This is a genomic window from Variovorax sp. W2I14 (assembly GCF_050435205.1).
GTDB classification, from domain to species: Bacteria; Pseudomonadota; Gammaproteobacteria; order Burkholderiales; family Burkholderiaceae_C; genus Variovorax; species Variovorax paradoxus_C.
The window spans coordinates 1,346,396-1,368,367 of record NZ_JBNDJX010000001.1 but is presented as its reverse complement, the minus strand read 5'-3'; the positions used below and the strand labels follow the sequence as shown (position 1 = coordinate 1,368,367).

General features: G+C 68.4%; 17 protein-coding genes. 11 read left to right on the top strand and 6 right to left on the bottom strand.

What is annotated here, in order from left to right:
* The first annotated feature begins 1 nt into the window (after window position 1).
* The 4 genes from QF040_RS06400 (at window position 2) to QF040_RS06385 (ending at window position 10,013) form a co-directional block, all read left to right on the top strand.
* Window positions 2-748, top strand: coding sequence for a mechanosensitive ion channel family protein (locus tag QF040_RS06400; RefSeq protein WP_429610318.1), 747 nt, complete (start codon window positions 2-4; stop codon window positions 746-748).
* A gap of 74 nt (window positions 749-822) precedes the next feature.
* Complete coding sequence (glgX, locus tag QF040_RS06395) at window positions 823-2,985, top strand: glycogen debranching protein GlgX (RefSeq protein ID WP_429610317.1); 2,163 nt, start codon at window positions 823-825, stop codon at window positions 2,983-2,985.
* Between the two features lie 55 nt (window positions 2,986-3,040).
* A complete protein-coding gene (treZ, locus tag QF040_RS06390) occupies window positions 3,041-4,879 on the top strand; it encodes a malto-oligosyltrehalose trehalohydrolase (RefSeq protein WP_429610316.1) in 1,839 nt (612 codons plus the stop codon).
* Window positions 4,869-10,013, top strand: coding sequence for a malto-oligosyltrehalose synthase (locus QF040_RS06385; protein WP_429610315.1), 5,145 nt, complete (start codon window positions 4,869-4,871; stop codon window positions 10,011-10,013). The genes treZ and QF040_RS06385 overlap by 11 nt, the downstream gene beginning before the upstream one ends.
* Here the strand turns inward: QF040_RS06385 and ctaD are convergent, their stop codons facing one another.
* The 3 genes from ctaD to QF040_RS06370 are packed head-to-tail and all read right to left on the bottom strand — an operon-like array spanning window position 10,014 to window position 13,875.
* A complete protein-coding gene (ctaD, locus tag QF040_RS06380; protein ID WP_429610314.1) occupies window positions 10,014-12,527 on the bottom strand; it encodes a cytochrome c oxidase subunit I in 2,514 nt (837 codons plus the stop codon). It abuts the gene before it with no gap.
* On the bottom strand, window positions 12,524-13,489 hold the full coding sequence (coxB, locus tag QF040_RS06375) for a cytochrome c oxidase subunit II (RefSeq protein WP_429610313.1): 966 nt from the start codon (window positions 13,487-13,489) through the stop codon (window positions 12,524-12,526). The genes ctaD and coxB overlap by 4 nt, the downstream gene beginning before the upstream one ends.
* Window positions 13,486-13,875 carry a c-type cytochrome gene (locus QF040_RS06370; protein WP_306879433.1) on the bottom strand — a complete coding sequence of 130 codons (390 nt, stop codon included), beginning with the start codon at window positions 13,873-13,875 and terminating at the stop codon, window positions 13,486-13,488. The genes coxB and QF040_RS06370 overlap by 4 nt, the downstream gene beginning before the upstream one ends.
* 75 nt (window positions 13,876-13,950) lie before the next feature.
* On the opposite strand from QF040_RS06370, the gene QF040_RS06365 reads away from it, so the two are divergent.
* Together QF040_RS06365 and QF040_RS06360 are read left to right on the top strand one after the other, a co-directional pair.
* A complete protein-coding gene (locus QF040_RS06365) occupies window positions 13,951-14,817 on the top strand; it encodes a c-type cytochrome (RefSeq protein WP_429610312.1) in 867 nt (288 codons plus the stop codon).
* A 90-nt stretch (window positions 14,818-14,907) separates the two neighbouring features.
* On the top strand, window positions 14,908-15,291 hold the full coding sequence (locus tag QF040_RS06360; protein WP_429610311.1) for a response regulator: 384 nt from the start codon (window positions 14,908-14,910) through the stop codon (window positions 15,289-15,291).
* Window positions 15,292-15,299: 8 nt separating this feature from the next.
* On the opposite strand, the gene QF040_RS06355 is transcribed toward QF040_RS06360, so the two are convergent.
* Window positions 15,300-17,243: a hybrid sensor histidine kinase/response regulator gene (locus QF040_RS06355; RefSeq protein WP_429610310.1), complete on the bottom strand. Its 1,944-nt coding sequence runs from the start codon at window positions 17,241-17,243 to the stop codon at window positions 15,300-15,302.
* 355 nt (window positions 17,244-17,598) lie between these two features.
* Between QF040_RS06355 and QF040_RS06350 the strand changes: the two genes are divergently transcribed.
* From QF040_RS06350 to QF040_RS06335, 4 genes are all read left to right on the top strand, one after another.
* Entirely contained in the window at window positions 17,599-18,420 is an 822-nt protein-coding gene (locus QF040_RS06350; RefSeq protein WP_429610309.1) for a hypothetical protein, read from the top strand.
* A 5-nt stretch (window positions 18,421-18,425) separates the two neighbouring features.
* The gene (locus tag QF040_RS06345) at window positions 18,426-18,944 is read left to right on the top strand and encodes a GTP-binding protein (RefSeq protein WP_429610308.1); all 519 of its coding nucleotides are present in this window, start codon (window positions 18,426-18,428) and stop codon (window positions 18,942-18,944) included.
* A gap of 79 nt (window positions 18,945-19,023) precedes the next feature.
* Window positions 19,024-19,407, top strand: coding sequence for a roadblock/LC7 domain-containing protein (locus tag QF040_RS06340; protein WP_429610307.1), 384 nt, complete (start codon window positions 19,024-19,026; stop codon window positions 19,405-19,407).
* 95 nt (window positions 19,408-19,502) lie between these two features.
* Window positions 19,503-19,862: a hypothetical protein gene (locus QF040_RS06335; protein WP_013541434.1), complete on the top strand. Its 360-nt coding sequence runs from the start codon at window positions 19,503-19,505 to the stop codon at window positions 19,860-19,862.
* 101 nt (window positions 19,863-19,963) lie between these two features.
* Here QF040_RS06335 and QF040_RS06330 read toward each other — a convergent pair whose 3' ends face one another.
* The gene (locus QF040_RS06330) at window positions 19,964-20,545 is read right to left on the bottom strand and encodes a TetR/AcrR family transcriptional regulator (RefSeq protein WP_429610306.1); all 582 of its coding nucleotides are present in this window, start codon (window positions 20,543-20,545) and stop codon (window positions 19,964-19,966) included.
* Between the two features lie 90 nt (window positions 20,546-20,635).
* Here QF040_RS06330 and QF040_RS06325 point away from each other — a divergent pair, with 90 nt between their 5' ends.
* Entirely contained in the window at window positions 20,636-21,274 is a 639-nt protein-coding gene (locus tag QF040_RS06325; protein ID WP_429610305.1) for an NAD(P)H-dependent oxidoreductase, read from the top strand.
* Between the two features lie 204 nt (window positions 21,275-21,478).
* On the opposite strand, the gene QF040_RS06320 is transcribed toward QF040_RS06325, so the two are convergent.
* Complete coding sequence (locus QF040_RS06320; protein ID WP_307507025.1) at window positions 21,479-21,943, bottom strand: DUF2726 domain-containing protein; 465 nt, start codon at window positions 21,941-21,943, stop codon at window positions 21,479-21,481.
* Window positions 21,944-21,972 lie beyond the last annotated feature (29 nt).

Below are 21,972 nucleotides of genomic sequence, written 5' to 3'. Positions count from 1 at the left end.
CATGGAAAATTTCGGCATTCACCTGGAGCCGCTGCGCGCCATCCTCTACCAGGTCGGCGCCTTCATTCCGCGTCTCCTGATCGGGCTGGTGGTGGTCGTCGCCGGCTGGCTCGTCGCGAAGGCGGCGCGCTTCGCGGTGACCAAGGCGCTGCGCGCCATCAACTTCAACGTGCTCACCGAGCGCGCGGGCCTCGACAACTTCCTGCGCCAGGGGGGCCTCGCAGGCGACACGAGCAGCGTGTTCGGCATCCTCACCTACTGGCTGGTGATCCTGGCCTCGCTGCTCATCGCCTTCAACGGCATGGGCCTGAGCTACATCGCGGACCTCCTGGGGCGCATCGTCTGGTTCGTGCCGAACGTGTTCGTGGCGCTCCTGGTGCTGGCCTTCGGCTCGTACTTCGCGCGCTTCGTGGGCGAGGCGGTGTCCAGTTATTTCCGCGGCGTGAGGATGCAGGACGCGGTGGCGTTCGGCAAGGTCGCGCAGTACGCGGTGATGGCCTTCGTGATCCTGATTGCGCTCGACCAGATCAAGGTGGGCGGCGACATCATCCGCGAGAGCTTCCTGGTGATCCTGGCGGGCGTGGTTTTTGCACTGGCCCTGGCATTCGGGCTTGCCGGCAAGGACTGGGCGAAGGCGCAGATCGAGCGCTGGTGGCCCAGGCAGATCAAGGACAGCAAGGCGCCGACGCCCGGCGTGACCCCTGTGGGAACCCCTCCGCGATTCGACAGCGACCGGCCGCCGCGCTGAACCGATGAAGAGCGAACGCTGAACAAATGACCGAACAAACGACTGCACGAACGACTGAAACACCGGCTTCCTGAATGACACGAAAAACCAATCCGACGATCACCGCCATCTGGCCGGGCCGGCCTTATCCGCGAGGCGCCACCTGGGACGGGGAGGGCGTGAACTTCGCACTGTTCTCTCAACACGCCACCCAGGTCGAGCTGTGCCTCTTCGACGAGCGCGGCCGCCATGAGCTGCAGCGCATTCCGCTGCGCGAGCGCACCGACGGCGTGTGGCACTGCTACCTGCCCGAGGCGCGCCCGGGCCAGGCCTACGGCTACCGGGTGCACGGCCCCTACAAGCCGGAAGAGGGCCATCGCTTCAACGCCCACAAGCTCCTGCTCGACCCCTATGCGAAAGACCTGGTGGGCGACCTGCGCTGGGGCGATGCGCTCTACGGCTACACGGTCGGCAGCAAGCGCGAAGACCTCTCCTTCGACCGCCGCGACAGCGCACCGCTGATGCCCAAGGGCCGCGTGCTGGAAACCGCCTTCACCTGGGGCGACGACCGCCGCCCCTCGGTGCCGTGGCAGGACATGGTGATCTACGAAATGCACGTGCGCGGCTTCACCATGACGCACCCCGACGTGCCGACCGAACTGCGCGGCACCTACGCCGGCCTCGGCTGCGCGCCGGTGGTCGACTACCTCAAGCGCCTGGGCGTGACGACGGTCGAACTGCTGCCGGTGCACAGCTTCCTGAACGACCGACATCTCGCCGAGAAGGGCCTGCAGAACTACTGGGGCTACAACACCTTCGGCTACTTCGCCCCCGAAATGCGCTACAGCGCCTCGGGCAAGGTGAAGGAGTTCAAGACCATGGTGAAGACGCTGCACTCCGCGGGCATCGAGGTGATCCTGGACGTGGTCTACAACCACACCTGCGAGGGCAACCAGCTCGGGCCGACGCTCTCGATGCGCGGCGTGGACAACGCCTCGTACTACATCGTCAATGCCGAGAACCGTCGCTACTACGACGACTTCACCGGCTGCGGCAACACGGTGAACCTGGAGCATCCGCATGCGCTGCAACTGGTGATGGATTCGCTGCGCTACTGGGCCGAGGAAATGCACGTGGACGGCTTCCGCTTCGACCTGGCCTCGGCGCTCGCGCGCGAATCGGGCAAGGTCGAGAACCTCGGCGGCTTCTTCGATGCGATCCGTCAGGACCCGACGCTCAACCGAGTGAAGCTCATCGCCGAGCCGTGGGACCTGGGCCACGGCGGTTACCAGGTGGGCAACTTCCCGCTCGGCTGGGCCGAGTGGAACGACCAGTACCGCGATGGCCTGCGCGGGTTCTGGAAAGGCGACGGCGGACTCATCGGCGAGGTGGCCAAGCGCGTCACCGGCTCCGAGGACCTGTACGGCTGGTCGGGCAAGCGGCCCAGCGCCAGCATCAACTTCATCACCGCGCACGACGGCTTCACGCTGCACGACCTGGTCTCGTACAACGACAAGCACAACGAGGCCAACGGCGAAGACAACCGCGACGGCAACAGCCACAACGTGTCGTGGAACTGCGGTGTCGAGGGGCCGACCGACGACCCCGAGGTGGTGACCCTGCGCGAGCGCCAGAAGCGCAACCTGCTCGCCACACTGCTGCTGTCGCAAGGCGTACCGATGCTGCTGGCGGGCGACGAGCGCGGCCACACGCAGCAGGGCAACAACAACGTCTATTGCCAGGACAACGAGCTCGGCTGGCTCGACTGGACGCCCACGCCCGAACGCCTGGCGCTCGCGACCTTCGTGGAGCGCGTGGTGGCGCTGCGCCGCGCGCACCCGTCGTTCCGCCGCCGCACTTTCTTCGCGGGCAAGCCGGCCGAGGGCGAGACCGTGACCGACGTCTACTGGCTCAAGCCCGACGGCCAGGAGATGCGGCCCGAAGACTGGAACGACACCAACGCCCGCTGCATCGCGATGTACATCCCCGGCGGCGGCATCGCCGACCGCGGCCCGCGCGGCGAGGCACAGCACGACGACGACTTCCTGGTGCTGATGAATGCGCACCACGACGAGATCGCTTTCACGCTGCCCGCGGCGCCGCATGGTTCATGGCGGCTCTTGGTGGACACCGCGAGCAATTCGCCGCCGCCCACGACCGAGGACGCAGCCTCGCTCGCGCCGGCCTGGGCCGAGCCGGCCTATCCGCTGCAATGCCGCTCGCTCGTCGTGATGAGCCGGCCGGATGTGCGGCCATGAGCCGCCGGGCCGCCCCCAAGGCGAATGCCGCAGCGCGAAGCGCGGAGGTCAACCAATGAGCAGCCATTCGCATCGCATGCCGTTCGGCGCCACGGTGCAGGCCGACGGCGTGGCGTTCGCGCTCTGGGCGCCGTCCGCGGAAACCATCGTGCTGGAACACCAATCCGAGTCTCGCGCGATGACCCGCGATGGCGGCTGGCATCGCCTGACGGTGCCGAGCGCCAAGCCCGGCGACCGCTACAGCTACCGCCTCGCCGACGGCACGCGCGTGCCCGACCCGGCCTCGCGCTGCAACCCCGACGACGTGCACGGCCCGAGCCTGGTGATCGACCCGGCACGGTTCGCATGGACCGACGACGGCTGGCGCGGCCGGCCATGGGAAGAGGCGGTGGTCTACGAGATGCACGTCGGCACCTTCACCGACGAGGGCACCTTCAACGCCGCCCGCGAGCGGCTGGGCGCGCTCGCCGAACTCGGCATCACAGCCATCGAAATCATGCCGCTCGCGGATTTCCCGGGCCGGCGCAACTGGGGCTACGACGGCGTACTGCACTACGCGCCCGATGCCTCGTACGGCACGCCCGACGAATTGAAGGCGCTGGTCGACACGGCGCACTCGCTCGGCCTGATGGTGCTGATCGACGTGGTCTACAACCACTTCGGCCCGGAGGGCAACTACCTGCACGCCTACTGCCCCGAGTTCTTCAACGCCGGCAAGCAGACGCCGTGGGGCGCGGCGATCAACTTCGACGGGCCGCAATCGCGCACGGTGCGCGACTTCTTCGTGCACAACGCGCTCTACTGGATCGAGGAGTTCCGCTTCGACGGCCTGCGCATGGACGCGATTCACGCGATCCACGACGAGACCCGGCCGCACATCGTGCGCGAGATCCGCGAGGCGATCGATGCCGGTCCGGGGCGGGAACGCCATGTGCACCTGGTGCTGGAGAACGAGACCAACCAGGCGTCGATGCTCGCGCGCGACGGCCGCGGCCAGCCCGTGGCCGGCACCGCGCAATGGAACGACGACCTGCACCATGCGGTGCATGTGCTGGCCACCGGCGAGCGCGACGGCTACTACATCGACTACGCCGACGAGCCGGGGCGGCGCCTCGCGCTCGCACTGGCCGAGGGCTTCATCTACCAGGGGCAGGCTTCGGCGTTCCGCCAGGGCGAGCCGCGCGGCGAGCCGAGCACTGGCCTGCCGCCGCAGGCTTTCGTGTCGTTCCTGCAGACGCACGACCAGGTCGGCAACCGCGCATTCGGCGAGCGCATCCACGCGCTGGGCGACCCGGTGCTGGTGCGCGCGGCCATGGCCTGCCTGCTGCTGTCGCCGCATGTGCCGATGCTCTTCATGGGCGACGAGTTCGCGGCCTCCACGCCGTTTCAGTATTTCTGCGACTTCGGCCCGGAGCTGGCGAACGCGGTGTCCGAAGGGCGGCGCTCGGAGTTCGGCGGCTTCGCAGCCTTCAAGGACGAAGCGGCCCGTGCGCGCATTCCCGATCCGAATGCCGAGGCGACCTTTCTCGCCTCGAAGCTGCGCTGGCGCGAGCGCGGCACACGCGCGCATTTCTCGCGGCTCTGCGAGGTGCAGCAGCTGCTGGACCTGCGCCACAAGCGAATCGTTCCGCACCTTGCGGGCATGGCCGGCGCGGGCACCTTCCGCTGCGAGTACGACACGCTGCGCGTGCAGTGGGACCTCGGGCCCGCCGCCGATGGCGCGCCGCCGTTGCGGCTGCACATGCTGGCCCACTTCGGCGCCGAACCGGCAGAGGGCGTGGAGATGCCGCCCGGCGAGACGATTCACAGCGATGGCGTTGGCGGCCATGAAGGCGCACGGCAACTCGCGCGCGGCGCGGTGCATGTGACGCTGGAGGCAGTGCATGGTGGATGAGGCGAACCACGGCCCGGTCGGCGGCGATCTCGGGCGGTTGTGCGAACACTTCGGCATTGCGACAGGTTATTTCGACGCTTTCGGCGTGCGGTGCGAAGTCTCCGCACAGAGCCTCGTCGCGCTGCTCGCCGAGTTCGGCGTGAAGCTCGAGAACACGGGCGATGCAGGCCGTGCACTCGATGCAGCACGCCGTGCGCGCTGGGCCGAGGCACTGCCTCCGGTGCAGGTCGTGCAGGCCGGCAATCCCGCATGGTCGGTGACGCTGCGGGTGCCGGCGTCGATGGGCCGGCTGCGCTGGCGGATCGGCGACGAGCACGGACGGGAAGTCGAGGGCGAGATCGATGCCGACACGCTCCACGAAAACGGCCGCAGCGAGATCAACGGGATGCTGCTGTGCGAACGCGTGCTGCATGTGCCGCTCGCGCTCGAAGCCGGCTATCACCGGCTGCGCATCGAAGGCCTGCGCGGCGAAACGCTGCTGCTCGCCACGCCGGGCCACTGCTATCGCCCCCCCGCGGTGCGCGAGGGCGGCCGCGTCTGGGGCACGGCGGTGCAGCTCTACAGCCTGCGCTCGCCGCGCAACTGGGGCATCGGCGATTTCGGCGATCTGGAAGACCTCGCGGTGCGCATGGCGGCGCAGGGTGCCGACGTGATCGGCCTCAACCCGCTGCACGCGCTGTTCGCGAGCACGCCGTCGAACGCGAGCCCGTACAGCCCGTCGTCGCGCCAGCAACTCAATGTGCTCTACATCGACGTGGAGGCGGTCGACGGCTTCGCGGACTGCGCGCCGGCCCGCGACCGGGTGCATTCGCCCGACTTCCAGGCACGGCTCGCGGCACTGCGCGCGACCCCGCTGGTCGACTACGCCGGCGTGGCCCAGGCCAAGTTCGAAGTGCTGGCCTTGCTCTTCGGCGGTTTCTGCGCGCGGCACCTGCCCGCCGAGGGCGCGCCCAGCGAGGAAGGCCGGGCGTTCCTGGCCTTCGTCGCGGAGCGCGGCGAGGCGCTGCGGCAGCACGCGCTGTTCGAAACGCTGCAGGCCCACTTTCTCGAGACCGAAGGCGGCGCGTGGGATTGGCACGACTGGCCCGCGGCCTACCGCGACGCCGATTCCGCCGAAGTGACCGCCTTCGCCGTGGCGCACGCACAGCGCGTGCAGTTCCACCAGTACCTGCAATGGCTCGCGACGCGCCAACTGGCGCGGGTGGCGGCGCGCTGCGAAGCGCTCGGCATGGGCGTCGGCCTGTATGTGGACCTCGCGGTGTCGGTCGACCGCGCCGGCTCCGACACCTGGGGCGCGCAGCGGGTGTTCGCGGACGGCGCCAGCGTCGGCGCACCGCCCGACGAGTTCAACCCCGCCGGCCAGGGCTGGGGCCTGCCGCCGCTGCGGCCCGACCGCCTGCGTGAAGACGGGTACCGCTTCTTCATCGAGACGCTGCGCGCCGGCATGCGCGGCGCGGGTGCACTGCGCATCGACCACGTGATGGGGCTGATGCGGCTCTTCTGGATTCCGCAGGGCCGCAGCGCGCGCGAGGGCGCGTACGTGTATTACCCGCTCGAGGAGATGCTGGCCATCGTCGCGATCGAAAGCCACCGGCACCGCTGCATGGTCGTGGGCGAAGACCTCGGCACCGTCGAGGACGCGGTGCGCGAGGCGCTGGCCCGGGCCGACGTGCTCTCGTACCGGCTGCTCTATTTCGAGAAGCGGCATGACGGCGGCTTCAAGCCGCCGGAGGCTTATCCGCCGGCCGCGCTGGTTGCGATCAGCACGCACGACCTCGCGACCTTCGCAGGGTGGTGGACCGCTGCCGACCTGCGCGAACGGCTGGCACTCGACCTGTTCCCGGACCCCGCCGTCTTCGACAAGCAGCTGATGGACCGGGCGCGCGAACGCATCGAACTGATGCAGGCCTTGCAGCACGCAGGACTGCTCTCGCGCGAGGAGGCGGCAGAGGCCGCAGGGCTCGCGAGGCCATCGCCGCGCCTCGTCGAAGCGGCGCATGCCTTCCTGGCCGCGACGCCCTCGGCGCTGCTGATGGTGCAGCTCGAAGACGTGGCCGGCGTGGTGGCGCAGGCCAACATGCCCGGCACGGTGGACCAGCATCCGAACTGGCGGCGCAAGCTCCCCGAGCCGGTCGCCGCGGTGGCGGACGGCGACGGCATGCGCGGGCTGGGCCAGGCGCTGCGCGCGGCGCGGCCACGCCGCATCGATGCTGGCGAAGGCGAATCGCCCGGCCTGCAGACCCGCGTGCCGCGCGCCACCTACCGGCTGCAGTTCCACAAGGACTTCGGCTTCGACGATGCGATCCGCGTGCTGCCGTACCTCGCGAAGCTGGGGGTGAGCCATGTGTACTGCTCGCCGATCCAGCGCGCGCGGCCGGGCAGCATGCACGGCTACGACGTGGTGGCGCATGCCGAGGTGAACCCCGAGCTCGGCGGCGAGGAAGGATTTGCACGATTCGTCGCGGCGCTGAAGGCCAACGGCCTTGGCCAGCTGCTGGACATGGTGCCCAACCACATGGGCGTGTTCGGCGCCGACAACGCGTGGTGGATGGACGTGCTGGAGAACGGCCCGGCCTCGCTCTTCGCGCAGCACTTCGACATCGACTGGCATCCGCTCAATGTCGAGCTGACCGGCAAGGTGCTGCTGCCGGTGCTGGGCGTGCATTACGGCGAGGCGCTGGACAACGGCGAGCTGGTGCTGCGTTTCGAGGACGCCACGGGCAGCTTCGCTGTCACTTATTACGACCATCGGTTTCCGCTTGCGCCGGAGAGCTATCCGGTGGTGCTGGAGCGGGCGCTCTCGCGTCTCGGCGATGCGGCGGCGGCGGCGCGGCTCGCCAGCCTTTCGACGGCGTTCGGGCACCTGCCGCCGCGGGACACGAGCGATCCGAAGGCGCAGGCCGAACGCGTGCGCGACAAGGAACTGCTCAAGGCCCGGCTCGCGCGCCTCGCGGAGCGCCATCCGGCGGTTGCCGAGGCACTCGTCGCTTCGGTGGCGGAGCTGAACCTCGCCTCGCACGAGACGCGCGATGCGCTGCACCGGCTCATCGAACTGCAGGCCTTCCGGCTCGCGCATTGGCGCGTGGCGGCGGACGAGATCAACTACCGGCGCTTCTTCGACATCAACGACCTCGCGGCGGTGCGCATGGAGCGCGACGAGGTGTTCGAGGCCACGCAGTCGTTCGCGCTGGACCTCGCGGCGTCGGGCACGGTGGACGGCTTGCGCATCGACCACCCTGACGGGCTCTACGACCCGGCGGACTATTTCCGCAAGCTCCAGGAAGGCTTCGCACGGCGCGCCGGGCTGGTGCTGCCGACGCACGACGCAGAGGGCCGGCCCGCGCGGCCGCTTTACGTGGTCGCCGAAAAGATCGCGGGCGCGCATGAGGAAGTGCCCGAGAGCTGGCATGTGCACGGCACCACCGGCTACCGCTTCGCCAACGTGGCGAACGGCGTGCTGGTCGACACCGCCGCCGAGGCGGCCGTGCTGCATGCATGGCAGCGCTTCACCGGCGAGACGGAGGACTTCGCTTCGATGTCGCGCGCCGGTCGGCGCGAGGTGATGCGCAATGCGCTGTCGTCGGAGCTGAACGTGCTTTCGACCGAGCTGCTGCGCATCGCGCGGGCCGACCGCAGCACGCGCGACTACACGCTCAATGCGCTGAGGCGCGCGCTGGCCGAGGTCGGCGCGTGCATGCCGGTGTACCGGACCTACATCGTCGAGCACCCGTCGGCGCAGGACGAGCGCTTCATCGACGAGGCCGTGAACGAGGCCGCGCGGCAGAGCGGCGATGCCGACCGCAGCATCTTCGACTTCGTGCGCAGCGCGCTGCGTGGCGAAGCGGTCGCCTCGGCGCCGGCCGCGCTCGGCGAGCGGGTGCGGCGCTTCGCGGTCCGCTTCCAGCAGTTCAGCGCGCCGGTGGCGGCGAAGGGCGTGGAAGACACGGCGTTCTACCGCTACTTTCCGCTCAGTTCGCTCAACGAGGTGGGCGGCGAGCCCGACCAGTTCGGCATCGACGTGGCGACCTTCCATGCGCTCAGCGCCGACCGAGCGAAGCGCTGGCCGCACACCATGCTCGCGACCTCGACGCACGACAACAAGCGCTCCGAAGACGTGCGCAACCGCATCGACGTGCTCTCGGAGATGCCCGACGAATGGATGCAGGCACTGAGCCGCTGGCACGGCCTGTGCCGCGGCGCGCGCAAGAAGCTGGAAACCGGCGCGGCGCCGTCGCGCGCCGACGAATACCTGCTGTACCAGACGCTGCTGGGCGCCTTGCCGCTCGGCGGGCTGGACGCCACCACCGCGCCGGCCTTCGCCGACCGCATCTGGCAGTACATGCAGAAAGCCGCGCGCGAAGCCAAGCTGCGCACGCGCTGGTCGCATCCCGATGCCGACTACGAAGCCGCGCTCGAAGGCTTCGTGCGCGAGCTGCTGGCCGATGCGAAGGAGGGCGGTTGCCTTGCGGACATCCAGCGGCTTGCGGACCGGCTCGCCTGGTTCGGCGCATGGAACAGCCTCACGCTCACGCTGCTGAAGTACGGCTCGCCCGGCGTGCCCGACCTCTACCAGGGCAGCGAACTCATCGAACTGAGCCTGGTCGATCCCGACAACCGGCGGCCGGTGGACTACGCGCTGCGCCAGCAGCAGCTCGATGGGCTGCATGCGATGGCCGACCAGGACGGGCTCGCCGCGCGCATCGGCGGCCTGGCCGCTGCGCCGCACGACGGGCGAGCGAAGCTCTGGTTCATCTGGCGATTGCTGTCGCTCAGGGGCCGGCATCCGCTGCTGTTCCGCGAAGGCGGCTACGAACCGCTGGTGGTCGAAGGGCCGATGGCACGGCATGTCGTGGCGTTCGCGCGCCGGCACGAAGGGCAGACGCTGGTGATCCTTGCGGGCCGGTTGTTCGTCGGGCTATCGGCGGACGCCGCAGCAGCGCCGACGCTGCCGCCGGCCGCGGCTTGGAACGGCACGACGGTGCGCCTTCCCGAAGGGCTCGGCACGGCGGCGCTTGGCAACCTGCTGACCGGTGAATCCATTCCGGTCGATGACGGTGCGCGCACGGTGCGTCTGGCGGACGCCTTCCGCCACATGCCGTGGGCGGCGCTGGTGATCGAACAAACCCGGTCCTGATCAGCCCAGCACGCGCGGCACCAGCTGCACGGTGAGCGCGCCCAGCACGCCTTGCGCGGTGACGCAGTGCCACATCAGCGCCGTGTTGTCGAGCGTTGCACGGGCGGCGGGCTGCAGCCTGCCGGTCCATGAGCGCACGAGCACATAGCCGCCCATGAGCAGCAGCACCGCGACATGGAAGGCCTGGTAGCCGAGCAGCATGCCGACGCTCGCGCTCCAGGCCTCGTCGCGCGGATCGAGGCCGGCGCGCCAGTGGCCCGTGAGGTCGAAGCCGAGCGCACAGGCGGCAGAGAGCATCGCAAGACCCGCAAGCCATCGCACCGTGCGCTGCGTGGGCGGCTGCAGCGGCCTTCGAACGGCCACCGCCATGGCGGCCGAGCCCAGCAGCAGCAACACGCCGGACGCCAGCGGCCATTGCAGCGGCGGTAATGCAGCACCCGGCGGTGGGCACACCTCGGCGGCCATCGACAGGTGCACGTGCGTGAACAGGAAGGACACGAAGATCGTCATGTCCACCGCGATGAGCACGATCACCGCCCACCACGAATGCGAGGCCGTGCCCGCGGCGTTCACCGGCAGGCGCACGCCGTGGCCCACGTCGGCGGTGGCGGTCGGCGGCGGCTGGTCGGACGCCCACAGCCACCAGAGGATGGCGACGATCGCGAGCAGTCCGAACGCAAATGCGAGCACCGCCTGCGAGACGGTCAGCAGCAGGAAGAATCCGGCCGTGCCCACCGCCGCGACGAACGGCGGCCAGCCATCGGTCGGCAGGCGCAGCAGGTGCAGGGGCCGTGCATCGCGCATGCTGGTAACCAGCGTTTCGCGCCCGCCGAAGACGGTGCCCGGCAGCCAGTGCCGGCCGGCCTCGACTTCTTCGGGCAGCGCTGGCTGGCGCCACAGCGGATAGCGCGAATCCACCTCAGGAATGCTGCGCACGCCGTAGTCGCGCGCAGGCAGCCATTCGAGCGTGCCCGCGCCCCAGGGATTGCCATGGTCCTTTTCGGGTCGTCGCAGCGTGCGCGCCGCGTCGATGAAGAACAGCAGCACGCCCGCCGCGAGCACGAAGGCGCCCACGGTCGACGCCATGTTGAGCCCATTCCAGCCCAGGTCGCCCGGGTAGGTGTAGACGCGGCGCGGCATGCCCATGAGCCCCGCGATGTGCATCGGGAAGAACGCGAGGTTGAAGCCGCCGAACATCAGCCCGAACACCCAGCGGCCCCAGCGCTCCGAGAGGCGATGCCCGTTGAACACCGGCGCCCAGTAATAGAAGCCCGCGAACACCGGAAACACCATGCCGCCGATCAGCACGTAGTGCAGGTGCGCGACGATGAAGTAGCTGTCGTGCGCCTGCCAGTCGAAGGGCAGCACCGCCACCATCACGCCGGTGAGCCCGCCCAGCACGAAAATGAAGTGAAAGCCCAGCAGGAAGAGCGTGGGCGCATCGAGCGTGACGCGGCCGCGCCAGAAAGTGGCGATCCAGGCGAACACCTGCAGCCCGCTCGGAATGGCCACCATGAAGCTCGCGGCCGACACCACCAGCATCGAGAGGTTGCCAAGACCGGTGGTGAACATGTGGTGCGCCCACAGCAGGAAGCTCACCACGCCCACGCCGATGAGCGCCATCACCACCGCGCGGTGGCCCACCAGCGGCGTGCGCGCGAGCGTGGCCACCATCACCGAGACCATGCCGGCCGCGGGCAGGAAGATGATGTAGACCTCCGGATGCCCGAAGAACCAGAACAGGTGCTGCCACAGCACCGGGTCGCCACCGCGCGCGGCGATGAAGAAGGGCCAGTCGAAGGCGCGTTCGAGTTCCAGCAGCATCGTGGCCGCGATGACCGCCGGAAACGCGAACACGATCATCAGCGCGCTCACCAGCATCGCCCATGCGAACACCGGCATGCGCATGAGCGTCATGCCCGGCGCGCGCGTGAAGAGGATGCCGATGATCAGCTCGATGGCACCCGCGATGGCCGAGATCTCGATGAAGCCGATGCCCAGCAGCCACCAGTCGGCGCCGCGTCCCGGCGAGAACTCCTTGCTGGTGAGCGGCGGGTACATGAACCAGCCGCCGTCGGGCGATTCACCGAAGAAGATCGTGCAGAAGAAGGCCAGCCCGCCGATCGCATAGGCCCAGAACGCATAGGCCGAGAGCCGCGGGAACGGCAGGTCGCGCGCGCCGAGCATGCCCGGCAGCAGGTAGACCGCGATGGCCTCGACGATCGGCACCGCGAAGAGAAACATCATCACGGTGCCGTGCATCGTGAAGAGCTGGTTGTAGGTCTGCGCGCCTACGAGGTCGTTGCCCGGCACCGCGAGCTGCGTGCGCATCACCAGCGCGAGGATGCCGGCCAGCACGAAGAAGAGCATCGCGGTCACGATGTAGAAAACGCCGATGTGCGTGTTGTTGACCGCCGAGAGCAGTTGCCAGCCGCGCGGCGCACGCCAAGCGCGTTCGAGCGCTTCGCGTTCGCCTTCGGGACGTTCGGGGCGTGGTTCGGTGGGCTGCGTCATTTCAGTTGCCCGAGGAAAGCCGCGATGGATTGCAGCGTCGCCGCGTCGATGCGCTCGCCCGACGAAGGCATGCGCGCGCCGGGCTTGAGCTGCTGCGTGTGGGCGACCCACGCGGCGAGGTTTTCGGCATTGTTGGGCACGGTGCCCGCGCCGAGATACAGCCGGCTGCCGACGTGCGTGAGGTCGGGGCCGAGGCGGCTTTCCTCGCTCACGCCGCGCACCGTGTGGCAGGCATTGCAGCGGTTCGCGAGGAAGGCTTCGCGACCGCGTTCGATGTCAGGAGAGGAAGAGGAAGAGGAAGAGGAGGAGGAGGGCGGCGCAGCCGGCTTCGCCTGTGCCGCGAGCCACGCATCGAACTCGGCCGGCGCTTGTGCCACCACATGCAGCGCCATGCGCGCATGCTGCTCGCCGCAGTATTCGGCGCACTGCCCGCGGTACGTGCCGGGGCGGTCGGCCTGCAGCAGCAGGTGCTGCACGCGGCCGGGCAGCATGTCCATCTTGCCGCCGAGCGCCGGCACCCAGAAGCTGTGGATCACGTCGGCGCTGCCGAGGCCGAAGTACACCGGCCGGCCGACGGGAATGCGGATCTCGTTGGCGGTCGCGATCTCCGCGCCCGTCGCCGGGTCGCGGTAGCGCACCTCCCACCACCACATGTGCGCGGTGATGCCGACGATGAGCGCGTCTTTCGGCGGCACGGCCCGCCAGGTCGGCCGGTGCCATTCGCTGTACGCGAAGAGCGCGACCAGCACGACGGTCGGAAACACCACGCCGCCGCCGATGACCCAGAGCCGCGCATGCAGCGTGCCGTCGTGCCGACGCGCCGCGAACACCAGCAGCGCCATGACGCCGAGGAAGATCACCGCCGCGCCGCCCACCAGCAGGCCGGTGACGCCGAGCAGCGTGTCGGCGACCGGCCCCGCGGCCTGCAATGCCGATTGCGATGGCAACGGTGCGGTGCTCATTCGAGCGCGAGCAGGTAGGCCGCCATGTCGCGCGCATCCTGCGGCGACACGCCCATGGCGGGCATCGCGGTGCCGGGCACCAGGGCGGCCGGCGCGACGATCCACTGCGCAAGCGTGTCGGGCCGGTTCGGCAGGTGGCCCGCGATGTAGCTGCGCCGTCCGTAGGCGCTGAGCGGCGGGCCGACCGCGCCCTGTGCGATGGGCACGCCGGGAATCGCATGGCAACTGCCGCACTGGTACTGCGCGAGCAGGCGCTGGCCCGCCACGCGCTGGGCGGAGGGCGCGCCGCCGTAGGGCAGGTCGCGTTCGCCGAGTTCGCAGCCGCTGGCCAGGGCGGCGAGCAACAGCGCGGCGAGGGCGGCGGAGGTGGCGGAGGGCGCGGCCATCCGCGGATTCTGCGAGCGCGAACGGGGCTTCCGCCGACACGGCATGCCCTGGTGCGCGTCGGACAATGCCGCCAAATGGGGACGCCCAAGACCATCCTCCTCACCCTCGCGACGCTCGGCCTGGCCGCGGCGGCCGGTGCGGCATGGATGGCGTGGGGCGGCGTCTACAACGTGGCCGCCACCGAGCAGCACACGCAGCCTGTCTACTCGCTGCTCGAGACGGCGATGCGGCAGTCGGTGCGCCTGCGGGCGCGCGGCATCGAGCCGCCGGATCTTGCCGACGCGCAACGGGTGGCGCGCGGCGCGGCCTGCTTTCGCGACAAGTGCGTGCAGTGCCACGGTGCGCCGGGCGTGGCGCAGGGGGACATCGGCAAGAGCATGCAGCCGCTCCCTGGCCCGCTGGTCGATGCGCGGCAGCGCTGGAATGCGCGCGAGCTCTACTGGGTGACGAAGCACGGCATCAAGATGAGCGGCATGCCGGCTTGGGAGTACCGGCTGTCCGATGAAGACCTGTGGGCCGTGGTCGCATTTCTGCAGCGGCTGCCCGACATGACGCCGCAGCAGTACGCAGAGGCGAGCGCGCCGATGCTGCCCGCCGGCCAGGGCACGCCGGCCGCGCCCTCATGCGGACCCGGCGTGCGCGCGGCCTCGGCGGAAAAGGGCGACGAGGTGCGGCGCGGCCAGCGCGCGCTCTACCAGTACGCCTGCAATGCGTGCCACACGATTCCCGGCATCACGGGTTCGTTTCCGAACGTCGGCCCGCCGCTGGCCGGCATGGCGAAGCGCTCGCTGATCGGCGGCAAGCTCGCGAACACGCCCGACAACATGGTGCGATGGCTGCGCCACACGCGCGAGGTCGATCCGCTCACCGCGATGCCCGAACTGGGCGTGACCGAGCAGGACGCGCGGGACATCGCGGCCTACCTGGCCACGCTGGATTGACTGCATTCGGCAGCGCTCGGCGTGGCGCCAACACGCTGACGCGCTGTCTGCCTACACCCGTGCGCGAGCGAAAGAGCGACTGTCCAGCGCATGACGCGGGCCGTGTTCATCGTGGAAGACGAACCGACGATCCAGGACAGCCTGAAGGTCGTGCTGGAGGGTTATCTGCGCGCGGAGATCGTAGGCACCGCGCCTTCTGAGGCGGAGGCTGTGGCGTGGCTGAAGGCGAACCGCGATAGCTGGCATCTGCTGGTGGTGGATCTGCTTCTGAAGCAGGGCAGTGGCCTCGGCGTGCTCGCGGCGCTGGCCGCCCTCGGGCCCAAATGCGGACTGGTGGTGGCGCTGACGAACGCGGCATCGGCGGACAACCGCGCGCAATGCCTGACCTTGGGCGCCGACGCGGTTTTCGACAAGGCCGCGGAGATCAACGAGTTTTTGGCGTTCTGCGCGGACGGGCTCGGCGAGAAAGCCTGAGCCTCTCTTCAGGACTTGTCGAGCAGGCGCGCGAGCAGCCCTTCGAGCTGCTGCGCATCGACCGGCTTGGTCAGGTGCGCGTAGAAGCCGGCCGCGAGGCTCGCGTCCCGGTCCGAGCCCTGGCCGTAGCCTGTGACCGCGACCAGCGTGGGCGGATGCGGGACCTCGCGGCGCACCCGCAGTGCGACTTCGACGCCGCTGAATCCCGGCAGGCCGATGTCCAGCAGCACGAGGTCCGGCTGCTCGACCTTGATTGCCTCCAGCGCCGAGGGGCCGTCGGCGGCCGTGCGGGTCACATAGCCCAGGCTTTCGACAAGGAGGCACATCGTCTCGGCCGCGTCCTGGTTGTCGTCGACCACGAGGACCATCTTCCGGCTCTCGTTGCCGTCGATTTTTTTCTTCTCCAGCGGCGCGGTCGCGCGGGGCAGGCGAACGACGAATTCCGCGCCGTCTCCCGGCGTGCCTTTGCTGAACGCGCTGACATCGCCGCCGTGCAGCGTCACCAGTTGCTGCACCAGCGTGAGGCCGAGCCCGAGTCCGCCCTGCGGCCGGGAAATTTCCTGCTCGCCCTGCGCGAACAGCATGAAGACGCGCGGCAACGCGGCGGGCGGGATGCCGGGGCCGTTGTCGCTCACGCTGACCTCCGCATTGGCGCCCACCTCGCGCAGCCGCACCTCGATGCGGCCGCCGTCGGGCGTGAACTTGATGGCGTTGTTCAGCAGGTTGCAGACGACCTGGATCATGCGGGCGCGGTCACCGGTGATCCACGGGTCGGCGGAGGGCGAGTGAAAGACCAGGGCGTGCTGCTTGGCGTCGGCGGAGGGCCTGAGCATCTCGATCGACTCGTCGATCACGTCGCAGAGCCGCACGGGCTTCGATTCGAGATGGATCTTGCCGCTCGTGATGCGGCCGACATCCAGCAGGTCGTCGACCAGCCGCGTGATCTGCTTGAGCTGGCGGCCGATGATGCTGCTCATGCGCGCCAGCGTCGCCGTGTCCGCGGCCGGACCCAGGCGGTCCATGATCGCCACCGCGTTGGAAATCGGCGTGAGCGGATTGCGCAGCTCGTGGCCGAGCATCGCCAGGAAGGTCGTGATGCGGCGGCCTTCGTCCTCCAGGGTCGAGATGCGCCGGCGCTCCGTGAGGTCGCGCGTGACCTTGGCAAAGCCGCGGTGGCGGCCGGTCTCGTCAAAGAGGGCGGTGATGATGACGCTGGCCCAGAACCGGCTGCCGTCCCTGCGTACGCGCCAGCCCTCGTCCTCGAAGCGGCCGACCTCGCGCGCAGTCTTCAGCTCCTCGTCGGGAAAACCGGTGGCAGCCACCTCGGGCGGATAGAACACCGAGAAGTGCTTGCCGATGATCTCGTGCGCCTCGTAGCCCTTGGTGGCCTTCGCGCCGGTGTTCCAGCTCACGATGTAGCCGCTGGGGTCGAGCATGAAGATCGCATAGTCCTTCACGCCATCGACGATCAGCCGGAAGCGCTCCTCGCTGGCGCGAAGCAGCTCGTCCTGCTTCTGGCGGTTCGACAGGTCGCGGGTGATCTTGGAAAAGCCGCGCAGCTTGCCGTCCGGACTCGTGAGGCGGGTGAGGACAAGACTCGACCAGAAACGCGTGCCGTCCTTGCGCAGGCGCCAGCCTTCTTCCTCGTACTGGCCCGTTCGGGTCGCGACCTCGAGTTCGTGCTGCGGCCAGTTTTTCTCCAGCAGCTCGGGCGGATAGAAGATGGAGAAGTGGCGCCCGATGACCTCGTGGGGTTCGTAGCCCTGGAGCTGCCTAGCGCCCGCGTTCCAGCTGAGCACGATGCCGCCGGGGTCGAGAAAGAAGATCGCGTAGTCGGCGATGGCGTCGACCATCAGCCGGTAGTCGGCATCGGTGATCAGCCCGAGGTTCAGGGGAATGTTGAGATCGGGACCGGTTTCGTCATCCCTCTTGCCTCGCGCGCCATCGGCCATTTTTTCTCGGGGTCTCGTTGGAAAGCCAAAGCGGCACGAAGCCACCGTCGAGCGAGACGTTATTGCGTTTTGTCGTGGTCAGGTGTCGGACAAGGCCGCAGCACGCCATCGAGCAACTTTTCCCACCGATTCCCGTGGTTGGCAATCGGGTTTTGTAATCTAGTGTTTTTTTATGCAACCAATGTTATATTTTTGGCGAGGGATTATTAAAACTTAGGCATTCAATTTCGGCGGCCACGAGGCTTCCCATGGATGTTTCACCAACGGGAGCGCCTGAATTGCCGTCCACGCCGCAAAAAAGCCCTAATTTGGTGCATTTGATGCCGGCGGCCGAATGGCTGCGCCGGGGATGCCGATGACCACGCCCGCGGCGTTCGCCGCACCGCCGCGGACCCGCCGGCCGCTGTTGAGCTACAGCGTCGATGGCCTGCCGGCCCGCGACGAACTGCTGTTCAAGTCCCTCGTGCGATTGCTGGACCACCGCACACACCAGCAATGGACCTGGCAGGTCGAGGACGCCGACCTGCGCGTGGTGGGCGACCGCGTCTCGCTGACAGCGCCGGACGATGCGGCCGATCATCCGGTCCCGCGGCTGACGCTCGGAGAAACGCCGCCGCCGCATGGACCTTTCCTGCGGTTGCCGCTGCACGCCGACGCGCTCGAGGTCATGCTCAACCGCCTTGGCGCGATGGTGGTCCACGCCCGTGAGCTCGGCCTGCCTGCGTCTGCTCTCGCGCCTGCTGCCCGCGACCACAGCGAGCGGGGCAGGGGCGCGCACGGCGAGGAATACCGCCTGTTGCGCTGGCCCGCGGCCGCACTGCTCGACACCCCCATGCGCATGAAGCTCGCCGCGCTGCTCGCGAGCCGCCCGGCTTCGCTCCATGCGCTGCAGCAGCGCTCGAACGCCGGCGCACAGGAGTGCGTCGACTTCATCGCGGCGCTCGAGCGCGCAGGGTTCGTCGCCGGCACTGGCCACGGCAGCGCGGGCACAGGATTCTCGGCCAGCCATGCGCCCGAATCGCTCTGGCCCGATTCGCAGTCCTTGCAGGTTTCGGAGGCTTCCTCCGGCGCGGACGCGCACCGCGCGCTCGCCCCGGCGCGCGCTGTCGTCGCGCCGGGCCTGCTCGCGCGCATCCGCAACCGCCTCGGGTTGCTGTCCTCCGGTTCGAAGGCCTGAAGCACGTGGAACACAAGATCCTTTTCACCGGCACCATGGGCGCCGGCAAGACCACCGCCATCGCCGCGGTGAGCGAAATCGCACCGGTCCGCACCGAGGTGCGCAACAGCGATGCTTCGGTCGCCAAGGCCACCACCACGGTGGGCCTGGACTACGGCGAGCTCACGCTGGACAACGGCGAGAAGCTGCGCCTGTACGGCACGCCGGGGCAGATCCGCTTCGACTTCATGTGGCAAATCCTCGCGCGCGGCGCGCTCGGCCTGGTCATCCTGGTCGACAACAGCCGCCCCGATCCACTGGCGGACCTGGAGGTCTATCTCGACGGCTTCGCCGAGCTCATCGAGAAGACCGCCTGCGTCGTTGCGGTAGGGCGCATGGAGACCCATCCCGAGCCGGACCTCGATGCCTACGCCCGACGCATGCAGGACAAGGGCGTGATGTGCCCGGTGCTCCCGGCCAACGTGACCGACCCGCAGCAGGTGGTGCAGCTGCTCGAGCTGCTGCTGATCCAGCTCGAAGCCTGAGCACGGCATCGCCGCTGCTGCCGCTGTTCCTTCTTTCTTTTTCCTTCCTCTGTTCCCCGCAACGCCGGACCCCAGCCACATGAACATCGCACCCCGCATCAAGGACGCCGCCGACGCGGCCGTGAACACGCTCATGCGCGAGATCAAGGGCGTGAAGGCCGTCGTGATCGCGACCGAGGACGGCCTCGAGCTGGCCGCGCGCGCGGAGAACACCGCGCAGGTCGCACGCATGTCGGCCATCGCGAGCTCGTTGGCCGCGCTGGGCGCGGTGGCCGGCGTGGAGAGCGGGCTGGGGCAGTGCGAGAACGTCGCGATAGAAACCGCGTCGGGCCACATCCTGATGCTGCAGGCCCGCCACGCCGAGGTCGACCTGATCGTGAGCGTGATCACAGGCAAGGACGCCGTGATCGGCCAGGTCCTGTATCTCTCCAAGCTGGCGACGCTCGCGCTGCAGCGCGCCTGAACGCCGCGTCTTTTTTCCTTTTCACAAACGGCCGGCGCTCATCACTCGCCCGGGCGGCGGCCGATCCCGAGGGCGATGGACTACGAAAGACTCTGATGGCAAATATCAAGCAATCCATGGATGAACTGATGACGATCGACGGCGCGCTCTGCGCTGCGCTGGTCGACTCCGGCAGCGGCATGGTCCTGGGGCAGGTGGGTTCGGGCGTCGATCTGGAAGTGGCCGCCGCGGGCAACACCGAGGTCGTTCGCGCCAAGCTCAAGACCATGAAAGCGCTCGGCCTGAACGACGTGATCGAGGACATCCTGATCACGCTCGGACGCCAGTACCACATCATCCGGCCGATGAACAAGCACGAAGGCCTGTTCGTCTATCTGGTGCTCGACAAGTCGAAGTCGAACCTCGCGCTCGCGCGCCGCAAGACCCAGGAAGTGGAGCAAGGGCTGGCTGTCTGAGCTGATACAGCGACGGCGCGCTGCCGGCGAGCGGGCATCCATTCGGGCAGCCAGGCTGTCGGTTGGATGAGGTGCCGCGGCGCGCCGATCGGGCAGGGCGTTCAGGCTCTCTGCGCGATCCGGACAATGACGTCGTAGATCTCGTTCTCCGCATCCACCGGATCGAACTCGCCCGCGGCGGCCGCAAACGACACGGCCTCGGCGGCACCCAGCATTGCGCGCATCGCTGCCGGGGCAATGGGTCGTTTCGCAAACGGCTGCAGCGCGTTGCGGCACTTCACCAGGAACTCGGCCTCGAGCTCCTTCTTCAAGGCGTCGAGCTCGGGCGAGCCGGCCAGCGCAGCACTCACACCGGGCATCTCGCGGCCCATCTCCATGACGCAGTTGACGTAGGCGGCGGCGATCACCTTCGCCACGGCGGGGAGCGACTTTCCCGACGCCCGAAGGGCCTCGTCCATGAGCGCGTGCTGCCGGCTGTCGTATTCCCCGTAAAGCACGCCGAGCAGGCCGGTCCGCGTGCCGAAATGGTCGTACACGACGGGCTTCGTCACCCCCGCGCGCTCCGCCAGGTAGCCCAGCGTGAGCGCATCGGTTCCTTCGCTGCGCACGATGGCCCAGGCGACGTCCAGCAGCTGGCGGCCGCGCTCGTCCTTGGGAAGGCGTTTCCTGGTTGCGACTTGCATGACCGGTTCCATCTGCTTGCTTGACATCGTTAATCTACCAAAGGTAACCTACAAACAGTAGTTTAAGCCAAACCCCGAAAAGGAACCGCCATGCATGCCCTCATCGTTGTCAGCCATCCCGATTCCCGGTCCCTCACGCACGCTGTCGCTCGCTCGTTCGCCGAGGGCGTTGAGGAATCGGGCGAGCACACCACCGAAATCGTCGACATCGCTGCGGAAGGCTTCCAGGCGGCCTTCAATCAGGCCGACCGCGCCGCCTATTTTCTCCAGAAGCCCTTGCCGCCGGACATCCTGCGCGAGCAGGAGCGCATCGATCGGGCCGACGCGCTCGTGCTGGTCTATCCCGTGTATTGGTGGTCGTTCCCCGGCCAACTCAAGGGCTGGATCGACCGCGTGTTCTCCAATGGATGGGCGTATGACGAGGCGCCGGACGGCACGCTCGGAAAGCGGCTCGGCCGCCTGGCCGTCCACCTCATCGGCATCGGCGGCGCAGACGGGGGCACCTATGCACGGCACGGCTACGACCAGGCCATGCGCACACAGATCGATCACGGCATTTTCGATTTCTGCGGCGCGCGCGTCGTCACCTCGGAATTCCTGCTCGATGTGAATGGGCAAGCCGCAGCGTCTCACGTCGTCACTGCGCGGGCGCTGGGCGGCAATGCGTTTGCGAAGACGGCGCCGGGCGGTGTCGATCCGTCCGAGGTTGCGGAAGAACTGCCAGGCTAAGACTGGAAGGCCCCGTGCGCTTTTCGAAAGTAGCGCAGGGGGCGCCGCTTCGTGGCGGGATACCGCGCGAACTTGCTGTCGGCCAATAAGGAGCCGCTTAAGCGCGACACCGTCTCGCGATTGAATTTAACATAATGCACATTGTGTGATCGTTGTACGCCAAATCAAATGGACCCATTCTGGGAACCACGCAAGAAAATGCGTTCAGGACCCCATCGGACTGACCGACGCCAACGAAGGATCGAAATCCGCTTCCACGCGTCCGATGTCCGGCACACGCTGATACCGCAGCACGCGATATCCGGCTTCGATCAGCATCGCATCCCGATCCGGATCGCGCCGGGCCTTGTCCTTTTGATTCTTGTCGCCGAGCTCGACCACGGCCACGACCTTGAACGAGCGGTCGCACACGACGAAGTCGGCGATCCTGCGGCTGAACGTGCTGCGCGCCGCGCGTGTTCGGGCCGTGAGCAAGGCGCCGAAGCTGACCTGCGGCAGCACCACGAGGTCCGGGAGCGTTTGCACGAGGCGGTTGTACATCGCCTGCTCGCGTGCAGTGAGCGGTGCCCGGGCCTTGGGTTTGTCGACGAAGTTGCTGGTGTTTTGCTCGGACCTTTTCTTGGCCACCACCAGAAACACCAGCACGCCGACAACCAGCAAAACGACCATGAATAGGAACGTATTCATCTCTGCTTCTC

Coding starts and splice junctions, on each gene's coding strand:
- QF040_RS06370 (WP_306879433.1), bottom strand. CDS start 13,875: ATGGCCGCGCCCTCCGCCACCTCCGCCGCCCTCGCCGCGCTGTTGCTC.
- QF040_RS06335 (WP_013541434.1), top strand. CDS start 19,503: ATGGCAAATATCAAGCAATCCATGGATGAACTGATGACGATCGACGGC.
- glgX (WP_429610317.1), top strand. CDS start 823: ATGACACGAAAAACCAATCCGACGATCACCGCCATCTGGCCGGGCCGG.
- QF040_RS06360 (WP_429610311.1), top strand. CDS start 14,908: ATGACGCGGGCCGTGTTCATCGTGGAAGACGAACCGACGATCCAGGAC.
- QF040_RS06355 (WP_429610310.1), bottom strand. CDS start 17,243: ATGGCCGATGGCGCGCGAGGCAAGAGGGATGACGAAACCGGTCCCGAT.
- QF040_RS06350 (WP_429610309.1), top strand. CDS start 17,599: ATGACCACGCCCGCGGCGTTCGCCGCACCGCCGCGGACCCGCCGGCCG.
- QF040_RS06340 (WP_429610307.1), top strand. CDS start 19,024: ATGAACATCGCACCCCGCATCAAGGACGCCGCCGACGCGGCCGTGAAC.
- QF040_RS06365 (WP_429610312.1), top strand. CDS start 13,951: ATGGGGACGCCCAAGACCATCCTCCTCACCCTCGCGACGCTCGGCCTG.
- QF040_RS06320 (WP_307507025.1), bottom strand. CDS start 21,943: ATGGTCGTTTTGCTGGTTGTCGGCGTGCTGGTGTTTCTGGTGGTGGCC.
- coxB (WP_429610313.1), bottom strand. CDS start 13,489: ATGAGCACCGCACCGTTGCCATCGCAATCGGCATTGCAGGCCGCGGGG.
- QF040_RS06330 (WP_429610306.1), bottom strand. CDS start 20,545: ATGCAAGTCGCAACCAGGAAACGCCTTCCCAAGGACGAGCGCGGCCGC.
- treZ (WP_429610316.1), top strand. CDS start 3,041: ATGAGCAGCCATTCGCATCGCATGCCGTTCGGCGCCACGGTGCAGGCC.
- QF040_RS06400 (WP_429610318.1), top strand. CDS start 2: ATGGAAAATTTCGGCATTCACCTGGAGCCGCTGCGCGCCATCCTCTAC.
- ctaD (WP_429610314.1), bottom strand. CDS start 12,527: ATGACGCAGCCCACCGAACCACGCCCCGAACGTCCCGAAGGCGAACGC.
- QF040_RS06385 (WP_429610315.1), top strand. CDS start 4,869: ATGGTGGATGAGGCGAACCACGGCCCGGTCGGCGGCGATCTCGGGCGG.
- QF040_RS06325 (WP_429610305.1), top strand. CDS start 20,636: ATGCATGCCCTCATCGTTGTCAGCCATCCCGATTCCCGGTCCCTCACG.